Origin of the sequence: Leptospira limi (assembly GCF_026151395.1) — a bacterium.
GTDB lineage: Bacteria > Spirochaetota > Leptospiria > Leptospirales > Leptospiraceae > Leptospira_A > Leptospira_A limi.
This window is the reverse complement of the sequence record NZ_JAMQPV010000001.1, coordinates 832,402-850,970: the sequence shown is the minus strand read 5'-3', so window position 1 is coordinate 850,970 and position 18,569 is coordinate 832,402. Positions and strand designations below refer to the sequence as shown.

Here is an 18,569-nt window from a genome sequence, read left to right as displayed (position 1 = left end):
TCATGAAATAATTGATTCCTTCTTTTTGTGTTTTGAGTTGATAAGATAAACGGCTAACATTGCCAATGCACCACCAATGATAACTGGGATTTGTACCACTTCATCTAAAATGAAATAACTACTCAAATAAGCAGACAGAGGAACGATAAATATAAAACTACTCGCAATTTCGGATCCAAGCCTTGTTGCTGCATAAAAATAAACAGTTGTTCCAAAGGTAGTTGAGATCACTGTCAGATAAAAAATTGCTAACCAAAAGTTATAACCAAAATCCCAAACCTTCCAAAAGTTAGGGTCATTCCAACAGAATAAAAGTTCTATAATGGATCCAACTGCATAGACATAAAAACTATAAGTAATCGGAGACATTGATTTCCCTGTTTTTTGACTATTGAGTGAAAGTGTTGCCCAAACAAAGGAACATAACAAAAAGAATAAGTTACCAGATAACAAAAGATAATCGATACTTATTTTCCAAACCTGAAGAATTACCAATCCACCAATAAAACCAAAAAATAGTCCTAAAACTTGGCGTTTACTGATAGATTTTTTTTGAACTAAAAATACTATAAAAAACGTTACAATAGGATTTAAAGTTGTAACAAGTACACCACCTGCACCTGGTAATCCATTCTTTAAACCCAAAAAGAAAAATTGATTGTACAATGTGTAAATAATACCACCGATAAATACATTCCAATAATCTTTTCCTGATTTTAATCGGATTGGTAATCGCATAACAAACAAAATTGGGATGACTGATAAAAAGGTAGCAAGGAACCTCCAAAACACTAATACATGTACGGGCACAGAACCAGCAATTATTTTAGCAATGGGCCATGAGAATCCCCAAGAAACCATCGCAAGGATCAGAAGTAATAAAAATTTAATGTTCAAATGAAGTTTCCTTTAATTAAAAAATTCAAACAATATGTCGTTAGAAAAGACAGTGGAATTCCAATTCCTAACATAAGACTCGCTAAATGTGGTGAAATGTTTTTTTCAATGGTAATAACAGTTGAAGTGACCATAGGTGCCATGGCTGATTCCAAAAGTATGGTTTGGAATAACAATTGATCGTTTTGGATTGGTCTATACACGTAATAAACAAGAATAGGAGCAAATACCAATTTAAATCCTAATCCTAACAGTAAATACTTCCCATGGCCCGCAATTGTTCTCAGATCTAACATAAATCCAACTGAGACCAAAGCAAGAGGTGTCAAGGTATCACCTAGACGTAGTAATACAATTTTTAAAGAATCTGGATATACGATTTGCCTAGTTACTATGGCAAAAACCAAAGCATAAATAGGAGCAAATCCAAGGACTCGTTTGACCAAAGTTATGATATCCCATTTACCATCCATTGCAATGGAGGCAAGTATGATCCCAGGAAAACTTAATACCATAAAAGTACCAAGTTGGTCCGCAAGTATTCCATACCCTAACGATTCCTTACCAAGATAAGTTTCTAATAATGGAAATCCAACAAAGGAAGTATTTCCAAGTCCTGCTGTTAATACCAAACAGACAGTTGTTGGAAATGACATGATTTTAAGTTTGTACAAAATCAAAAAAAACACCAATGCAAATCCAAATACCAACCATGGCATTGAGGTTGGCATAATTGCAGAAACGTTGATTTTTAATTCATGGACATGGTATAAAACCAATGAAGGTAAAGAAATGAATAGGATAAATCCATTTAAAACTTTGGGAGTGTTTTCGGGAAACTGCGGTAGTCTACGAAAGAGTAATCCTAGACCAAAACAAATTCCTAATAATAAAAAATTTTCCATTCTATTTTAAAAAGAAAGGAAGGTCTCAAGCGCTTTAGGATCAAAAAATACTCCATCTTTTTGTCTTGGTGCTTCGATTCCATCACGAACCATTTCCGCATATCCTTTCGCAAAATATAAGTATTTTGTAGGTAGGTTTGCCTTAACGTCATGAACAGTTTGTTCTATCCATTCTGCCAATACGAATACTTGGTAAGTTAAATCTGCGATATAGACACGATTCATATCTTTCCAATCTTTGGACTCCTCTTTTAAACAATACGTTAATTCTTTTCGTTTTTCTTGGAAGATTGAATGAACAGTTTTTAATTCTGAAATGTCTCCCACATGAGTCGTTAATCCATCAAGTAGTGATTGGAATGCAGCATATACTTTTGGTTTTTGTAACGCATGCAAACAATGATCTGTAATGATCAAATGTGTTCCTTCCCAAGTTTCATTGATAATGGAATCATTATGTAATCTTGGCAATGGAGAAAAATCTCCTATAATACCATTTCCACCTAACGTTAAAATTGCTTTTTGTGTAATATAACTTGCTTGGGAGGAAGATTTGTATTTGAGAAGTGGAACTGTGATTTCTGCTGCATCATGACCTTTTTCTGTCAAATCCACCGATCGAAAATTGACAAAACTATTTGCAGTTTGTAAAATTTGCATCTCAGCAAGAGTTTTCACAAAGGATGGAAATTCTAAGATTTTTTTCCCGTAAGCCGTTCTAAACTTTGCATATTCGGATGCTTCCATTACAGATCGCCTAGCATTTCCACAGGAACCAAGACCTACATGAAGGCGTGATGTTTTGATGATATATCGAATTAAATTGACAAGTCCATGGCCTGGACGTCCAAATTCTTCTGCTTCCACTCGATCATAAATGATCTCTACCGTAATTTTTCCTCGAGAACCAATGATGTCTTTTTTGCGAAGGATATGATGGCCATTCAGTTCTCCATTCTCTTTGATCCTCGGAACTAAAAACATTCCTACAGTATTGGTTCCTTCCATTTTCGCAGTTGTTACCCACAAATCACCAGGATTGGAACAAAACCATTTTTCTCCAGTTAACTCCCATTTGCCGTTGGGAAGTTTTTTGGCAATGGTTCGGTTGGCAGATACATTACTCCCACCGACTCGTTCGGTCACATATTGTCCCGCCATAAAGTGAGAGGCACTACCTTTTCCAGCAACGAGAGGTAAGTATTTTTTCTTTTGTTCTTCTGTTCCTATTTTTTTCAATGCAAGGATCATTCCATCCGTCATTGCCAATGGACAAGCAACTCCACCTTCTCCATTTAGATTCATCAAATAAGTCAACGCATAACGATGGATATGTGTGAAGTCGTATTTCCATTCTGGGTGGAAGTCTAAATTGACAACACCATGGTCATAGGATATTTTCCGTGCTAATTTTTGTTCTTCAGAGTATTTTATAAAATCAATTCGTTTTCCTGTTCGATCATATTTGATCACTTCTCCATACTTTCCTTCTTTATGGCACTCTTCTGTGAGTTCATCTAAAATGCCACCAACCAACTCCCCGTATTTTCGAATGTGATCGACCATCGCTTCTTTGTGAGATGGACTGTATGATTCTGAATACCTTTCAACCATCCGTTGTAAGGCAGGATCCATATCGTAAAAATTCTTACCTCGTAGTCCTTTGTACTCGGAAATATCAAAAGGTTGTAAAGATGGATGTTCAGAAATATGGTGACTCATATCTCCAGTTCAGAAAATGGAATAGGATTCACTAGCAAAAAAGTCACCCCGATATGGAATTGGTTTAAGAGACAAATTTATGGTCCAAAAAACGGAAACAAAAAAGTCCAAACAGATTTTGCATGATGTCATTTTTGAACTGCAAAACGTTTCCGAAGCCATGCAGTGGTTTTTGTCATATGACCGACTTTCAGAACTTTTAGAAATCCGGAAGGAAGAATGCCTACGCAAAGTTTACCAGTTTAAATCGGCCAAACCGCAAATGACACTTTCTGGTGGATTCCATGAAGTTGATGGTGACTTACTAGTCGATTTTTTAGCTTGGAATTTAGAATTAGATGAAGTTGCGGAAGAATTTTTAAAGGGGGGTATTTTTTTTAGCGAACGACCGTTATATGAACTTCGAGAGTCTTATAAATCTCTCATCCAAAAAACAATCGCTAACCACAAATTGGACCAAGAACTTTTGCTTTTACTGACTGCTGCAACTATCGATTTTGATGATGCAGTGGATTCTTATTTGATGGATAAGTTTGAAATTGATTTTTTTGTTCGTAGGTCCATCCATCAATTTTTAGAAAAATATGAAATCCATCCAGAATTTGGTGCCGAAGAATTTTTGTATGAATATTTAAAAAGCCTGATCCCTACAAAAATTCTGAACTTTCGTGACATCACTCGAGAATTCCGAGATCGCACCTATTATGAATTATATGGTAGATTTAGAGAAACCAAAAAGAAAAAGAAGAAAAAAGCCGTTCAATCTGTATCTACAGAAGTAAAGGATTTACTCGCATTTTTTGATTTAGAACCTGGTGCAACAATTGTTGATGTAAAAAAGAAATTCAAAGAATTATTAAAAAAATACCATCCAGATATCAACAAAAAGGGAGAAGAGATGACCAAACGAATTATATTAAAATACAATCGTTTGGTAGAGTTAATTGGTAGCTAATTAATTCCAACTGAAAGATTCAAAACTGTTTTATTTGAATTGGAAAAGATACTTCACCTGAATTTCATCTTTTGCTTTCATAAAGAGTAACGATGGATTTTCCAAATCAAATTCAGAAAATTTTACGACGACAACACCATCCACTTGGAACTCACCTGCTTCCAAAACTTTTACATTCGCATCAGATGAAAAATCCCTAGTATTTCCATGGATCGTCAATTTACCTTTGATGGTATAGATTTGTTCGTTTGTTTTCGAAGGTAAAATCGATTCTATTTTAACTTGGATGAGAGGTGTATCGGGATAACCCAAAATTTCTTGCATATGGGAATCACGATTGGAATCACCAGATGAAATTTTTAAAATTGGAATTTTGATTTCAAACGGACTCTTAAGATTGTATTTTCCATTTGAAATTTGTAGGTTGGGATTGCCCATTTGTATTTCAGTGCAAACACCTGTTACATTTTTAGTTGTATGTTCGACTAAAAACTCAATCTTTTTTTTTGAAACTTCAAATGCATGTAATTGGAATCCAGACCATAAAATGATGAGTGTTATGATTAACTTTTTCATTCGAAAAACCATTTCCTTTCCTTTAAAACGTAATCACAAGCAATGCAATCGACATAGCACCAAATCCCGCCCAACCTACTTGTTCCATTTGGTGTGCTGCTCTCGGGCCTTCTTTTTCGATTCTTGCACCTAGTCCAGGTAAGAGTAACATGGAAGCTAAATGGATCGGTATCATTGCTTTGTGTGCAAAGATTGGACTATAAATTCTTGGACCATCGGTTTCGTTTTCAACATCCGTGTCAATTTTTGAAGGAGAAAAAAATGCCAAACCTGCCGTAATGGCATACATACTAAACGTTGCCATCGCTAAGTTTTTATGAAGATCACCAGAACGTTTTGCTTCCCATTCTTCATTTGCTTTTAAGGCAAAATACAATCCGGCATTATTGGTTGGGTCTTTGAGGAGAAAATAATCAGCGGCGATGCTATGCCGATTGAGAGGACTCAGTGCCACCAGATACATTGGATCGTTTGCCGCGTATTGTGGGTTTGCGAGAAGTAGACCTTGTGCATACTGGTCTGATTTCCGATACAGAGATTCAGACGCTTTATCACCTTCCAAATTGGTGGCTAACCAAAGGGCTAAGGTTGTTAGGCCAGCAATTTGGTGCCATTCTAAAAGATTCCTTCTCCTCTTCAGTGACTCTTTTGTGACAATTGGTTTTTGGTCGTTTTGTAAGTATGGTATGGACTGCGCAAATACTGTGGATGTATAAAATATACAAACCAACAGAACAAAGTATACTCTCATGATTTAATTTTTTGCAAAGGAACTCTTTATTGTAAATAGATAATCTTACCATCCCATTTATAAAATAGTGGGTACAATTTGCAGAGGATGGGTGAGCCAATCGAGAACAGAATCCAAATTCTTTTTTCCATGATGGATGCCGATTGCCAATTTTGAATGGAAAACAATAGCAGAATGGGTGTGGATAGGATTGCAAAAACACGCCCTGTATCATATGTCATCATGGAAAGGAGATAACAAAAAACAAATCCTAATAGAGAGATTGGCATTCGGTACATGATGTAAACCACCAGGGGCCATAGTCCATGGAATAGTCCAACTGTTCCAAGAAAAAATTCCGATTGGTTCATGCGGATAAATTCATTCCCCCACATTTGTGAAAATACAGAAACACGTGTTTGGTTCCAACCGATGGGTGTATACGTAAAAATAGAAACTAAAAACAACGTATATAAAACACTACTAAAGACAAAGGAATCAAATAAAATTTTGGCCTGATTTTTATGATAAGCCAGATACAATACATTCACAAGTAACACGAGTGACAACATCTGAAATAGATGATTGGTCATTCCTAAAAATAAAACCAAAGATAAACACAAGGTTTTTACCTTCGGTAAAAATTCCGAATGCAAAAGAATCAAATACAATGTTATCAGTAAAAATGTAAATGGATCAGAAAAACCAATCCAAGTTTGAAAGATTAAATATAGTGGGGAAGATGAGAGAAGGAAACAAACAGTTAAACCTAATAACCAATCAAATTGATAGGAAATCAATGCAACAAGAATGACCCCAGATAGGATTGTAATACAATTTAAAATGAAAACGAGATCCTCTGGTTTTGAAATGAAACCAGAAACCCATAAAATCCAAGGTGTCAAAAATTGATCCCATTGTGTATTTTCAGTCCAAGGATTCAGACTCAAGTGATACATACCAAAATTCAAAACTTTGGCTTCAAGCTTAGCAGCAAACAATAGTGGTGGTAACTTCAGTAAGATAACAAAAGTAACAATGCTCACTAAGAAAGTTTTGGTCCATCGGAAGGACAGTGTTAAGTGAAACTTCATTTTGGAATCGAGACTGGTATTGATCCTTTCCAAGTGCTCATTCCACTCCCTTCAATAGAATAGGGTTTTCCTAAATACTTGGGAGGTGTGTCCCATTGGATGTCCCACCAAGCAAGCATCCTTGCTGAAAATTCTCGAAAGAGATAATAGGTTTCTTTTTTATAGGTTCGTAAATTGCATTCGTAACCGTATAACTCTAGTTCTAACTCTTTTCCAAGATACATCGCTCTAGGTAAAAAAAAGGATTGGCTTACAAAAATTGCTTTGGTTACCAAAAATACTTCTTTTGCTCGGATGAGTGTATCCAAAGTCCGAAAACCAGCATGGTCCACAAAAATATCATCAGGTTTCACTTGGTGGGACAACATGTACTCGAGCATCGGACGAAGTTCGTTATAATCTGTTTTTCCATTATCACCAGAGAGTAAGATTTTTTTGACCTTACCCGCTTTGTAGAGCTCTAATCCGCAAGCCAAACGGTCCATGAGGATAGGAGATGGAGTTTTTCCATACACGGCAGCACCAGGAACAATGGCAACATCTGCCTCAGGGATTTCCGAAGGATGATTGGTGTGAACTGAGTTTTCATACAGAATCCAAAATCCCAAATTGGATGCCAATGTGACAAAACTAAGAATTCCAAAAATAACCAACAATCCCAGAAACAGGGATTTCCACTTGACCCGTGAAAGGAATCGGAGCGTCTTATTTATGTAGGAATCGCGGTTCGTCATGAAGAAAAAAATTAAAGAGATTACGTCTGTTTTTTCACAAGACAATCCGAAAATCAAGAAACAGATTGATAAGGTGAAAGAAAAAGGTCACCAACGGATGACCATTCTTGTCATCCCCCATGGTTACGATAGTTCCTTCCACTTCCAGATTTCACACTTTACCATCCTATTTTTTTTAGGCCTCACTTTAGGTCTATTGAGTTTAGCAATTTATGGAATTGTTGGTTCCAATAATACACAAACTCAAATCAACCAACTTTCCAAAATTTACGGAACGTATTTTGATACTTATATCACTCATGCCAATCAATTAGAAGAAATGAAGGAAGAGTATTCAAAACTCAACGAAAACATGTTGGAACTCTTTACTTTGATAGATGGGAATGATGATGAACTCTTAAAAATTCCAGCAGAAGATTGGATTGAATCATCAGCCATCGAATCCTTACAAAAAGAAGAAAAAGAAGACAAACAATTGGATGTAGGTCGTAAGTATCTAAGTGAAATTTACGAATTAAGACAATTAAAACATCGAATGGATAATTACCAACGATTGGCAGAAGCAAATTTTCAATTTTTATACCAAAGGTCTGATATCTTATCTCGTTCTCCATTGTTTAATCCAATGTATTCCTATAATTTAACATCTCCATTTGGAATGCGTAAATCACCTACTACTGGTTATTGGGAATACCACGATGGTTTGGACATGGCAAATGCTGTTGGAACACCTATCTATGCGTCTGCACCAGGGAGAGTGGTTCGGGTCACATACTCCAACGTGGGATACGGACACCATATTATCATCCAACATGATTTCGGCTTTAGTACGTTATACGGTCATTGTTCTAGAATTTATGTTCGTTCAGGACAAGAAGTAAAAGCTGGAGAACAAATTGCAGAAGTTGGAGCAACAGGAAATGTAACTGGCCCTCACCTTCATTATGAAATCTTTATTTCGGAAGAAGGAAAAACGGATCCAGAACAATACATGCAAGCGGGAGTATACTGATTGCCTAAAAAAACTAAAGCCGAAGATCCAAAAAAACGAATTTTGGAACTTCGTAAAGAAATCAATCGTCACAATGATTTATATTATAAAAACAATGCTCCGATCATTTCTGACAAAGAATTTGATCTACTTGTTAAAGAACTCCATAAATTAGAAAAAGAAAATCCCCAATTAGCAGATTCCTCATCACCTACAACACAAGTAGGTTCAGACCTTAGCCCTCAATTTAGTAAATTCAAACACAAAGTTCCTGTATTATCTTTAGAAAATACCTATAATGAATCTGAACTTTCCGAATGGTTAGAAAAAACTGGGAAGGAAGAAACCTATTCTTTGGAATGGAAAATCGATGGCGCCTCCATATTGTTATACTATGAAAATGGAAAACTTACACATTGTGTAACAAGGGGAACCGGTGGAATTGGTGATATCGTCACAGAAAATGTGAAAACCATTTCTTCCATTCCACAAAACTTATCTGAACCTATGAACCTCACAGTTCGTGGCGAAATTTTTATGACCTTCGCTGATTTTGAAGAATTTAATGAAGAGTATGGTGGAAAATTTGCGAATCCTAGAAATTTAGCCGCAGGTTCAATCAAACAAAAAGATCCACTCGAAGTCGCAAAACGCCCATTACGAATTTTTGTTTATGATGTTTATTTTTCTAGTTCAAGAAAAGGAATCAATTCTCATAAAGATATTTTAAATGTTTTAAAAAAAGAAAAATTCCCTTTGGCTCCGGACACAACCATACTTTCTGGAACTAAATTAATCAAAGAAATTGAATCGTTCCGTAAGAAAAAAGACAAAATGCCATTCCCAGTGGATGGACTTGTCATCAAACTTGATTCCTTAAACTTACGGGAAAACCTCGGAGAAACAAGCCATTCCCCTCGTTGGGCAAGAGCCTTTAAATTTGATGCTCTTCTAAAAGAAACTACGATAGAAGAAATTGATTTTGCCATAGGACGTACTGGTAAAGTCACTCCAAGAGCAAGAGTGACTCCGATTTCCCTTGCTGGAACTACAGTTACTTACGCCACCTTACACAACCAAGACTATATCGATCAACTTGGCGCTGGAATCGGTGCCAAGGTACTCATCTCCAAACGTGGTGAGATCATTCCCGCGGTGGAAAAAGTAACGTTTCCTCCCAAAACTGTTTTTGTTTTACCTAAAGAATGTCCGTCGTGTAACACAAAATTAACGAAAGTCGATGATTCCGTTGATTTGTTTTGTACAAATCGTCATTGCCCAGAAAGGAAACTCAACCAACTCATCTTTTTCTGTAGCAAAAAACAAATGAACATCGAAGGACTTGGCGAAAGGCAAATTCAGATTTTTTTTGAAAAAGGTTGGGTAAAAGACATTCCTGACTTATATACTTTAGAAAAATACAAACCTACCATACTAGAGTTAGATGGTTTCGGAGATAAATCTGTAAAAATCATATTTGATGCTATTGAAAAATCCAAAGAAAAAGACTTTCGATTCACACTTCCTTCCATTGGTCTAAATGAAGTTGGTCCAAAGGTGACTGAAATCCTCATAGAAAATGGTTATGATTCTTGGAATAAACTGCTCACTTTAGCTAAATCAAAATCAGCAACCGAAGAACTTACGGCGATCCATGGCATTGGACCACGAACCATAGATGCATTACTCACCCACCTCAAAGACAAAGAAACTTTAAAACTGGTAAACACCCTCATCAAACTTGGTCTTAAATTTGAAGCAGACCAAACCGAAAAAAGCGAATTACAACCGTTTGTTGGGCAAAGTTGGTGTGTCACTGGAAGTTTCGAAAATTTCCAACCTCGTGACCTAGCCATGGATCTCATCACAAAACATGGTGGTAAAAAAGTAACAGGGGTTTCCTCCAAAACTACTCACCTACTCTATGGGCCAGGTGCTGGATCCAAACTAGACAAAGCAAAAGAACTAGGCGTGAAATTGGTTTCGGAATCTGAGTTTTTGAGTTTATTGAAACAAGAAGGGATTAGCATCTCATAACTGGTTCATATTGCTTTCCCACCAACTATAGGCCAAAGATAACTCACTCCACCTAAACTTTTGTGACAATCCCAACACTTTGCACTTAAAGTTCAAAAATCTCCTTGACATGCAGGTATTTACCTGCATAATAAATTTACGTGCAAAAAGAAGGAAAAGGGACAGACCTCATTTTCAAGGCAATGGCAGATCCGAACCGGAGAAAGGTTCTAGACCTTCTATTCTCTAAAAATGGACAAACTCTGACCCAACTCTGCGAAAAACTCGACATGCAAAGGCAATCGGCAACCCAACACATTGAGATTTTGGTCAAGGCAAACTTGGTAACAGTGGTTTGGAAAGGAAGAGAGAAACTTCATTTTCTCAATCCTGTTCCGATTTACGAAGTTTATGAACGATGGGTACGTAAATTTGAAGAGAATCGTTTAGGATTTTTACACGAAATCAAAACACAATTAGAAGGAGAAAGCCATGGAACAATATAACTTTGTTTATGTGACATTTATTCTAAGTACACCAGAAAAGGTATGGAATGCAATCACCGATCCAGAAATCACAAGTAAGTATTGGTCAGATCCTTTGTCCAAAAATCCTGCTCATATCAATGTATCAGAATGGAAACTTGGATCGGAGTGGAAACATGTGAAGATGGATGAAACAAAAACCGTTGATATCGTAGGTAAAGTTTTGGAAATAGATCCTCCTAACAAATTAGTGATTTCATGGTCACGACCGAAAGATAAAGACGATGAATCAAAACACTCTCGAGTCACGTTCGAAATTTCCAATTATGCAAATGGACTTGTTCGATTGACTGTCACTCACTTAGATTTAGACCCACAAATGTTTAATGGCATTTCGTCTGGATGGCCAAGTGTTCTTTCCAATCTAAAAACGTACTTAGAAACAGGTAAGCACTTAGCAGGACATATCCATTTGTGAATCAGTTAGGAGTTATTCCATAAAAAATTGATTTAGTATTTATGAAATTCATTCACAAGTATCACATGCGTGTTTGAAAATTCATCGTAGGTAGCATGTAGTACAAATAATCCTACTAAATCTCCAAGTTTCGCTTCCGATCGTAAATAAGGAACCAATTGGGATTGGAAAATGAATAAAAAATTTTGGTCTTTGTATTTAAATTTTAACTTAGAATCATAAATGTGAATGATGGCTTTCATATTTGGATAAAAAAGCGCAAAGGTATCTCTTCTTCCAATTTCATCCGAATCCAAATTTTTTGTTGGATACGCCATCAGTTTTAAAATGATTTTGTTTCTCGAATTGAATATTTTCATTCCCTTAGAATTTTCTTCACTAAAACCGCGTTCAAGGAACTCATCAAACGAAATTGGAAGGTAACTGGAATATTGAAATCCAGGAGAATTGGGAGGACTGAGTAAATCGGGACCTTTGTAAAGATCCGATTCACTGAGCTGAATGGTATCGTTTTCATTTGAATTCTTTTGGTGATTGGTTTTCTGCTGTGTGTTACACCCAATCACAATTAGGAATAAGAATACAAAAATATATTTCATAAAATGCCTCGTAATGGCTTACAATCATTCTATTCCAATTTTATGTAAACAAATTCATAGAGAGGAAGTTTCTCAATTAGAGAACTAAAAAAATGAAAAGAATTAATTTAAAGGATACGTGAAGTGAATTACCTCTTCTGGAAGACCACCAGTAGATCTGTAAAAATCTAATGCATACTCATCGGCCAAATCTGCTTGGACAAATACTTCTTCCATCCCTTCTTTTTTACAATGTTCATTGATCTTTTTGATTAACGATTTACCAATTCCGTTTCGTTGCCATTTTGATTGTACTGCCAAATCAAAAATATAAACGAGTGGTCTTTCAGAATAATACTGTCTCAATAGATAAGCAGTGAGTCCAGCGATTACCTTTCCATCAAGTAATGTAACAAAAACAAAAAAATCATCTCGAGATAAAAGAGATTGAAGGTAACTCTCGTTTGGCATTTGAAACTGTTTCATTTCAAATACTTCTTCAAAAACTCGAATGAGTGCGACAAATTCATCCAACTCATTCGAGGAAAGTTTTTTTATCTTAATATCTAACATGAGTTAACAAAATATTATTTCTTTAAATCAAAACGATATTACTTACAAACTTTTTTCAATGTGGAAACTACTTTCACATCAACTGTAGGCCAAAGTTTACTCACTCCATCTGCATCTTTGTGTAAATCATTACACTCTGCATTTAATTTAGATAAACCTTGTGTTAAACCAAGAGTTGCCACATCCACTGTTCCCACTACTTCTACCGTATCATCTTTCCATACAAAGTTTACGGGAACTGATGTTTTGAATTTTCCAAATTGTAGGTGTAATTTTGCAGTGCCAGTTTCTCCCGATGTGAGGTCTGAAAAATGACCTGTTAATTTTTGATTTCCTTTTACAGATCCAAAGAAAAACTTTTTGATTTTGGCATCGCGATCTGGATTGGATGAGTTCACGGACGAACTGTCAATTTGGAATCGAATTTTTTCTGCGACACCAAACTTTGATTTGTCTTTCGTTTTTCCCGTAACTTGAATGTTATCAAATTTACCTTTAACACCTGTTTTTTCAGTAAACTTGAACGCTGTCCATTCTAAGTTGGTTTTGTTGGGATCATACACATATTCACAATTTTCTTCTGCAACAATTGGCCCCAAAATGCCGACAATGAATAAAGCTAAAATAGAATAAAAAATTTTCATAGAATCCTCTATCCAAAAATAGAAAATCAAAAACTAAGTTTTGTCAAGAGGAGTCTAAAGCACGAATTGAAATTCACATGTTAAAATTAATAAAATCGTTGCTTCGCCATTTCCGAAGCCAACTCTTTAAAGCAAAGGAAATCGAACTTCCAATACGACTTTCGACTGGTGAGTCTCTTGCTCAGTCCATTTTAGACTTTTTAGCCGAATCTTTAAGCATTCAATCAGTCCCAAGTCAAATATTGGAAGGTTTTCGATCCCTTCGCAGTAAATTCCCGCATGAAGCAAAACTGGAATTTCTGGATTACTTAATTGCAGCTTCTCACCAATACCAAATTAAACTTAACTTCGTCCAAAAATCCATTTTGGAAATTCGGAGTAATATCACCAAAGAAGCACCTTTTTTATTTCAAATTAAAAATAAGGAACTTGGTCTTCCTGAATTTTATGCGATTTTAGGATACCATGCATCCTCATACCTCATCCGACCGCTTCACAATCATATTGGTGATGAAGAATGGATTTCAGAAAAAGAGTTTCTTAAACTATTTGAAATTAAATCAACGAAGGATGTTGTGGATTGGATTGTCGCAGAACCATTGTTTCCTTTTTCATCGCAAAAGGAAACTCATTCCACATCTTCTGCAGTCAAAAATGCAATCAAACAAATTTATCATCTCATACGCATTGAGTCAAAAGATGTTTGGATTGTTTTTATTTATGGAATTGGAATTGGAATTTTATCATTAGTTGTTCCAGTTGCTACATCTTCCTTAGTCAATATTGTTGCCTTCGGAGTTTTATTACAACCAGTCATCATTCTAACTTTCTTAGTTGTCTTTTTCTTGGGTTTTGCTGGGGCAATGCAAACCATTCAGATTTATGTGGTAGAAATTTTACAAAGAAGAGTGTTTGTTAGGATCGCCACTGAGTTTGCTGTTCGTTTTCCAAGGATCAAACAAGATGCCTTGGACAAACACCATAATCCTGAACTTGTGAATCGATTTTTTGATACGATGACGATCCAAAAATCTATACATTCCCTTTTGGTTGATGGATTAGCTGTTGTGCTAACAACCGTTATTGGGTTTGTACTCATCTCATTTTACCATCCAATTTTTATTGTTTTTTCTTTGTTTATATTGGTTGTAGGTGGTTACGTTGTTATTTACCAATTAGGCAAACCTGCTTCTGAAAACTACATCAAAATTTCAAAGGAGAAGTATAAGGTAGCTGCATGGCTCGAGGAAATTTCAAGACATTCAGCTTTATTCCATTCTACGTTTGGATCTCATTTTGCGATTGAAAAAGCAGATTCCATCATACGTGACTATCTTTTTGCTCGCAAAAAATACTTCTCTGTTTTTATCAAACAAATCATAGGACTTGTCGGTATACAAGCGTTAGCAAGTGCAATCGTATTAGGGATTGGAGGGTATTTGGTCATTCATAGACAATTGACAATTGGACAATTAGTCGCCGCAGAGTTAGTGATTGCAAAGGTTCTCAATGATATATCCAAGTTTGGAAAACAATTGGATAGTTTTTATAGTTTAATAGCAGCCGTTGATAAAATTAATTCTGTTTTCCATTTGCCAACATTAACCGCCAAAACGGTTCCTTTTGAAATTCCGGAAGGCCCAATCCAAGTTCAATTATCAGGTGTCGATTATTCACTAGCCAATGGACATAAAATATTCAATCAATTCAATCTTAAAGTCCAAGCAGGAAAAACAATAGGTGTCACTTCCAATACACCTTACGATGCGCATATCTTACTTGATTTACTCAGTGGATTAAGAGAACCAAACTCAGGGATCGTTGAATACAACCATCAAAATATCCATGAAGTTTCAAAAGAGCAGATTCAATCGTATACAGTTCTCATCAGAGGGAATGAAATTTTTGAAGGAACGATTTTGGAAAATATCAGAGTGGGACGAGAAGAAATTTCTCTGATTACAATACGAGATCTTTTAGAAGATTTTGGACTTTGGAAAACAATTCAAACATTACCACAAGGAATCCACACACAACTGTTGACCTTTGGGCATCCATTTGACAATGTCCAATCTGCATTGTTAATGCTAACAAGAGTTATCATTGGAAATCCAAAGCTGATCCTGATCGACGGAATTCTTGACCAATTACCTCCACCTTTGTTAACTTCTTGTTTGAAAGTTTTGCTCCAGAAAAATCGGGAATGGACTCTATTCATTGTATCCAAATCACCAACTATTCTTGGACAAATGGACCAAATCCTAAGGTTAGAAGATGATTCTCATTCCTTAAAGGTTAATTCATAAATCACTATGAAAACAAATATGTCACCCAAATGGAAACTTCGCAAAAATCTGCCATCATATCGATTGGTACAAACTGCACTTCCGGCACAAAGTTTAGCCTATATCTTAACTGTTATTTTTTTTCTTAGTGTTCTCATCTTACTTTATGTTCCATGGCAACAAACCACTATGGGTTTTGGCCGGGTGGTGGCATATGCCCCGCTGGATCGCCAACAAGTAATTGAATCTCCAATAAGTGGTAGAGTTGTTAAATGGCATGTCCATGAAGGTACTCGTGTGAAAAAAGGAGATCCGATCATTGACATATCAGACAATGATCCCAATTTTATCACTAGGATCCGAGAAGAAAGAAATGCACTCTTACAAAGACTCGAAGCTGCACGTTCCAGAGAAGATAACATCCGTTCTAGGATTTTAAGTTTACGTTCGTCAAAAGGTAGTGCTGTGAGTGCAGCTGATTCTCGTATGATGATGGCAAGAGACAGAGTCCGTGCCAGCGAACAAGCCGTAGATGCAGCGAAGGCTGCCTTAAAAACAGCAAATCTCAATTTAGACCGCCAAAAACAATTATGGGAAAAAGGTTTAACCTCCAAACGTACATTGGAACTTGCAGAACTTGACCATACAAATGCGGAAACCGGTCTCGATCGTGCAAGGGCAACTTATGATGCTGCTGTCAAAGAGGAACGAGCGTTAAATAGTGATACAGGCAAAGTCCAACAAGATGCAGAAGCATCTATCAATGATGCAAAAGCATCACTTGCATCTGCACAATCTGAAGTTGCGAGAGTCTTAGAAGACCTTCCAAAATTAGAAGCTAGGTTATCAAGACAAGAAAACCAAGAAGTGTTTGCTCCAAGAGATGGAACCATCATGAGAATCCTTGTGAATCCTGACACACAACAAGTGAAAGAAGGTGATGGAGTTGCCATCCTTGTCCCCGATGCGGAAGACAAAGCTGTAGAATTATTTATCTCAGGAAACGATATTCCATTAGTTGGTGAAGGAAGAAAAGTTCGATTACAATTCCAAGGGTATCCAGTTTTACAAATCAGTGGTTGGCCCGAAACTGCTGTTGGAACTTTTGGAGGAGTAGTCAAACTTGTAGACATCACAGACAATGGATCTGGAAATTTCCGTGTCCTTGTGATCCCTGATAATGAAGATCGTCAGTGGCCATCGAGTCGTTACCTCCGACAAGGGGTAAGAGCAAAAGGATGGATTTTTCTAAATCGAGTTAGTGTTGGTTATGAATTGTGGAGAAGGTTCAATGATTTCCCTCCAAATTTACCAATGGATGATCCTGAAATGAAATCATTGTTAGATGAAAATGGAGGAGGAGAAAAGACAAAATGAAAACGCTATTAAATCGATTTTTATTGGCGTTGTTATGCCCTTTTGGGATGTTTTTTTCTTTTTTATTGGAAGCGGATCCAACAAAGGATCCCTTCGAATCCTTACATGGACCCAATATTTATACACAAGATTATATCAACCAACAACCTGGAGTATTAACTCTTTCTGAACTATTACGGTCGGTTGAGAAATCCTATCCTCTTGTTCTAGCTGCTGAAAAACTATTAACAGAAACAGAATACAATTATTTAGCGGCCGAAGGTGCTTTTGATTTACAATTCAAAGCTATGGGCACAACAAAACCAATTGGTTATTACACAAATAATGGAGCGGACACTGTGTTCGAAAAGCCAACTCCGCTTGGTGGGACATCTTTTTTTGCTGGATACCGCATTGGTCGTGGAAAATTCCCTGTTTATGATGGAAGAAGAGAAACCAATGATTATGGAGAAGTAAGAGCTGGTGCTGTTGTTCCACTCATGAGAAACCGTGAGATTGATAAAAATAGGGCCGACCTCAGGAAAGCAGACATTGATCGTAAACTTGCTGAGTTATCAATCCAAAAGTTAAAAATTGAAGTAATCAAAGAAGCCACCAAACGGTATTGGAAATGGGTTGCAAGTGGCCAAGAATACTTGGTCAACAAAGACTTGTTAGAGATTGCAAAGAACAGACAACAACAAATAGCCCAAAGAATCAAGTTAGGTGACATTCCCAAAATGGAAGGCACTGATAATGATCGCGCTATTTTACAAAGGGAGTCACAATTTGTATCTGCTGAACGTGAAATGCAAAAAGCAGCAATTGATTTGTCTCTATTCTTACGAGCTGCAGATGGAAATTTGATTTTACCAACCACAGACAGATTGCCCATAGGATTTCCAAAACCCATCGATTACAAAGGTCTTGAATTAGACAAAAGCATCAAAATTGCATGGAAGTTCCGACCAGAAATCCAGGACTATGAATTCAAACGAGAGAAAGCTCGAGTGGACCAGGACATGGGTTATAACTCACTCAAACCGCAAGTGGATTTGGTGGTAGCAGGATCTCAGGACTTAGGGCCTGGTTCAGTCACAAGGTCTAAGCCGGAACTAGAAGCTTCACTAGTTTTGAATGTTCCCATCCAAACAAGAAGGCCTCGTGGGATGATTGGAGCGGCAGAAGCAAAAATTGCCCAACTTGACCAAGAATTACAATTCTCAAAAGACAAAATCAAAACCGAAGTACAAGACGCAATCTCAGAAGTCATTGCTTCAGCCAAACGAGTGAACGTCACACAAAATGAAGTAGAACTTGCCAGAAAACTAGAAGAGATGGAACGGGAACGTTTTGCCTTGGGAGATTCTACACTTTTATTTGTGAATATTCGCGAACAGACAAGTGCGGAAGCTGCAGTGCGTGAAATTAAGGCATTGTACGATCATCATGTCGCGGTTGCCAACTTCCAGGCGTCTACGGCAACGATTTTGCAAAATTCTCCTTCTCCTTAGTCGTATTTCTTATGTAGAAAAAAAAACGACTTTCAC

17 protein-coding genes and 1 pseudogene are annotated in these 18,569 nt (G+C 36.7%); 8 read left to right on the top strand and 10 right to left on the bottom strand.

Annotated elements, in window-relative coordinates:
• From ND812_RS03995 to ND812_RS03985, 3 genes and pseudogenes are all read right to left on the bottom strand, one after another.
• On the bottom strand, nucleotides 1–897 hold the full coding sequence (locus ND812_RS03995; protein WP_265374375.1) for a DMT family transporter: 897 nt from the start codon (nucleotides 895–897) through the stop codon (nucleotides 1–3).
• A complete protein-coding gene (locus ND812_RS03990; protein ID WP_265374374.1) occupies nucleotides 894–1,802 on the bottom strand; it encodes an AEC family transporter in 909 nt (302 codons plus the stop codon). The genes ND812_RS03995 and ND812_RS03990 overlap by 4 nt, the downstream gene beginning before the upstream one ends.
• Nucleotides 1,803–1,889: 87 nt before the next feature.
• Nucleotides 1,890–3,524: pseudogene (locus ND812_RS03985) on the bottom strand (acyl-CoA dehydrogenase family protein); the annotation flags it as partial.
• Nucleotides 3,525–3,603: 79 nt separating this feature from the next.
• Here ND812_RS03985 and ND812_RS03980 point away from each other — a divergent pair.
• On the top strand, nucleotides 3,604–4,479 hold the full coding sequence (locus ND812_RS03980; RefSeq protein WP_265374372.1) for a molecular chaperone DnaJ: 876 nt from the start codon (nucleotides 3,604–3,606) through the stop codon (nucleotides 4,477–4,479).
• 30 nt (nucleotides 4,480–4,509) lie between these two features.
• On the opposite strand, the gene ND812_RS03975 is transcribed toward ND812_RS03980, so the two are convergent.
• The 4 genes from ND812_RS03975 to ND812_RS03960 are packed head-to-tail and all read right to left on the bottom strand — an operon-like array spanning nucleotide 4,510 to nucleotide 7,613.
• A complete protein-coding gene (locus ND812_RS03975; protein ID WP_265374371.1) occupies nucleotides 4,510–5,055 on the bottom strand; it encodes a YceI family protein in 546 nt (181 codons plus the stop codon).
• Nucleotides 5,056–5,077: 22 nt separating this feature from the next.
• On the bottom strand, nucleotides 5,078–5,806 hold the full coding sequence (locus ND812_RS03970; protein WP_265374370.1) for a hypothetical protein: 729 nt from the start codon (nucleotides 5,804–5,806) through the stop codon (nucleotides 5,078–5,080).
• Nucleotides 5,807–5,832: 26 nt separating this feature from the next.
• A complete protein-coding gene (locus tag ND812_RS03965) occupies nucleotides 5,833–6,879 on the bottom strand; it encodes a hypothetical protein (protein WP_265374369.1) in 1,047 nt (348 codons plus the stop codon).
• Entirely contained in the window at nucleotides 6,876–7,613 is a 738-nt protein-coding gene (locus ND812_RS03960; RefSeq protein WP_265374368.1) for a SanA/YdcF family protein, read from the bottom strand. Before ND812_RS03960 ends, ND812_RS03965 begins: the two co-directional genes overlap by 4 nt.
• Between ND812_RS03960 and ND812_RS03955 the strand changes: the two genes are divergently transcribed.
• The 4 genes from ND812_RS03955 (at nucleotide 7,612) to ND812_RS03940 (ending at nucleotide 11,583) form a co-directional block, all read left to right on the top strand.
• Entirely contained in the window at nucleotides 7,612–8,625 is a 1,014-nt protein-coding gene (locus tag ND812_RS03955; protein ID WP_265374367.1) for a M23 family metallopeptidase, read from the top strand. The two genes, ND812_RS03960 and ND812_RS03955, sit on opposite strands and share 2 nt — an antisense overlap.
• Nucleotides 8,626–10,641 (top strand): NAD-dependent DNA ligase LigA, encoded by a 2,016-nt coding sequence (ligA, locus tag ND812_RS03950; protein WP_265374366.1) that lies wholly within the window; start codon nucleotides 8,626–8,628, stop codon nucleotides 10,639–10,641.
• Between the two features lie 140 nt (nucleotides 10,642–10,781).
• Complete coding sequence (locus ND812_RS03945) at nucleotides 10,782–11,126, top strand: ArsR/SmtB family transcription factor (protein ID WP_265374365.1); 345 nt, start codon at nucleotides 10,782–10,784, stop codon at nucleotides 11,124–11,126.
• On the top strand, nucleotides 11,113–11,583 hold the full coding sequence (locus tag ND812_RS03940) for an SRPBCC family protein (protein ID WP_265359059.1): 471 nt from the start codon (nucleotides 11,113–11,115) through the stop codon (nucleotides 11,581–11,583). Before ND812_RS03945 ends, ND812_RS03940 begins: the two co-directional genes overlap by 14 nt.
• A 32-nt stretch (nucleotides 11,584–11,615) precedes the next feature.
• On the opposite strand, the gene ND812_RS03935 is transcribed toward ND812_RS03940, so the two are convergent.
• From ND812_RS03935 to ND812_RS03925, 3 genes are all read right to left on the bottom strand, one after another.
• The gene (locus tag ND812_RS03935) at nucleotides 11,616–12,182 is read right to left on the bottom strand and encodes a hypothetical protein (RefSeq protein WP_265374364.1); all 567 of its coding nucleotides are present in this window, start codon (nucleotides 12,180–12,182) and stop codon (nucleotides 11,616–11,618) included.
• A gap of 102 nt (nucleotides 12,183–12,284) precedes the next feature.
• On the bottom strand, nucleotides 12,285–12,734 hold the full coding sequence (locus ND812_RS03930; RefSeq protein WP_265374363.1) for a GNAT family N-acetyltransferase: 450 nt from the start codon (nucleotides 12,732–12,734) through the stop codon (nucleotides 12,285–12,287).
• 38 nt (nucleotides 12,735–12,772) lie between these two features.
• Complete coding sequence (locus ND812_RS03925) at nucleotides 12,773–13,378, bottom strand: YceI family protein (protein WP_265374362.1); 606 nt, start codon at nucleotides 13,376–13,378, stop codon at nucleotides 12,773–12,775.
• Nucleotides 13,379–13,455: 77 nt separating this feature from the next.
• Between ND812_RS03925 and ND812_RS03920 the strand changes: the two genes are divergently transcribed.
• From ND812_RS03920 to ND812_RS03910, 3 genes are read left to right on the top strand one after another with little or no spacing between them, the layout of a single operon-like run.
• Complete coding sequence (locus tag ND812_RS03920; RefSeq protein WP_265374361.1) at nucleotides 13,456–15,684, top strand: ABC transporter transmembrane domain-containing protein; 2,229 nt, start codon at nucleotides 13,456–13,458, stop codon at nucleotides 15,682–15,684.
• An 18-nt stretch (nucleotides 15,685–15,702) separates the two neighbouring features.
• Complete coding sequence (locus tag ND812_RS03915; RefSeq protein WP_322113672.1) at nucleotides 15,703–17,040, top strand: HlyD family secretion protein; 1,338 nt, start codon at nucleotides 15,703–15,705, stop codon at nucleotides 17,038–17,040.
• The gene (locus tag ND812_RS03910; protein WP_265374359.1) at nucleotides 17,037–18,533 is read left to right on the top strand and encodes a TolC family protein; all 1,497 of its coding nucleotides are present in this window, start codon (nucleotides 17,037–17,039) and stop codon (nucleotides 18,531–18,533) included. Before ND812_RS03915 ends, ND812_RS03910 begins: the two co-directional genes overlap by 4 nt.
• Nucleotides 18,534–18,569: the final 36 nt, after the last annotated feature.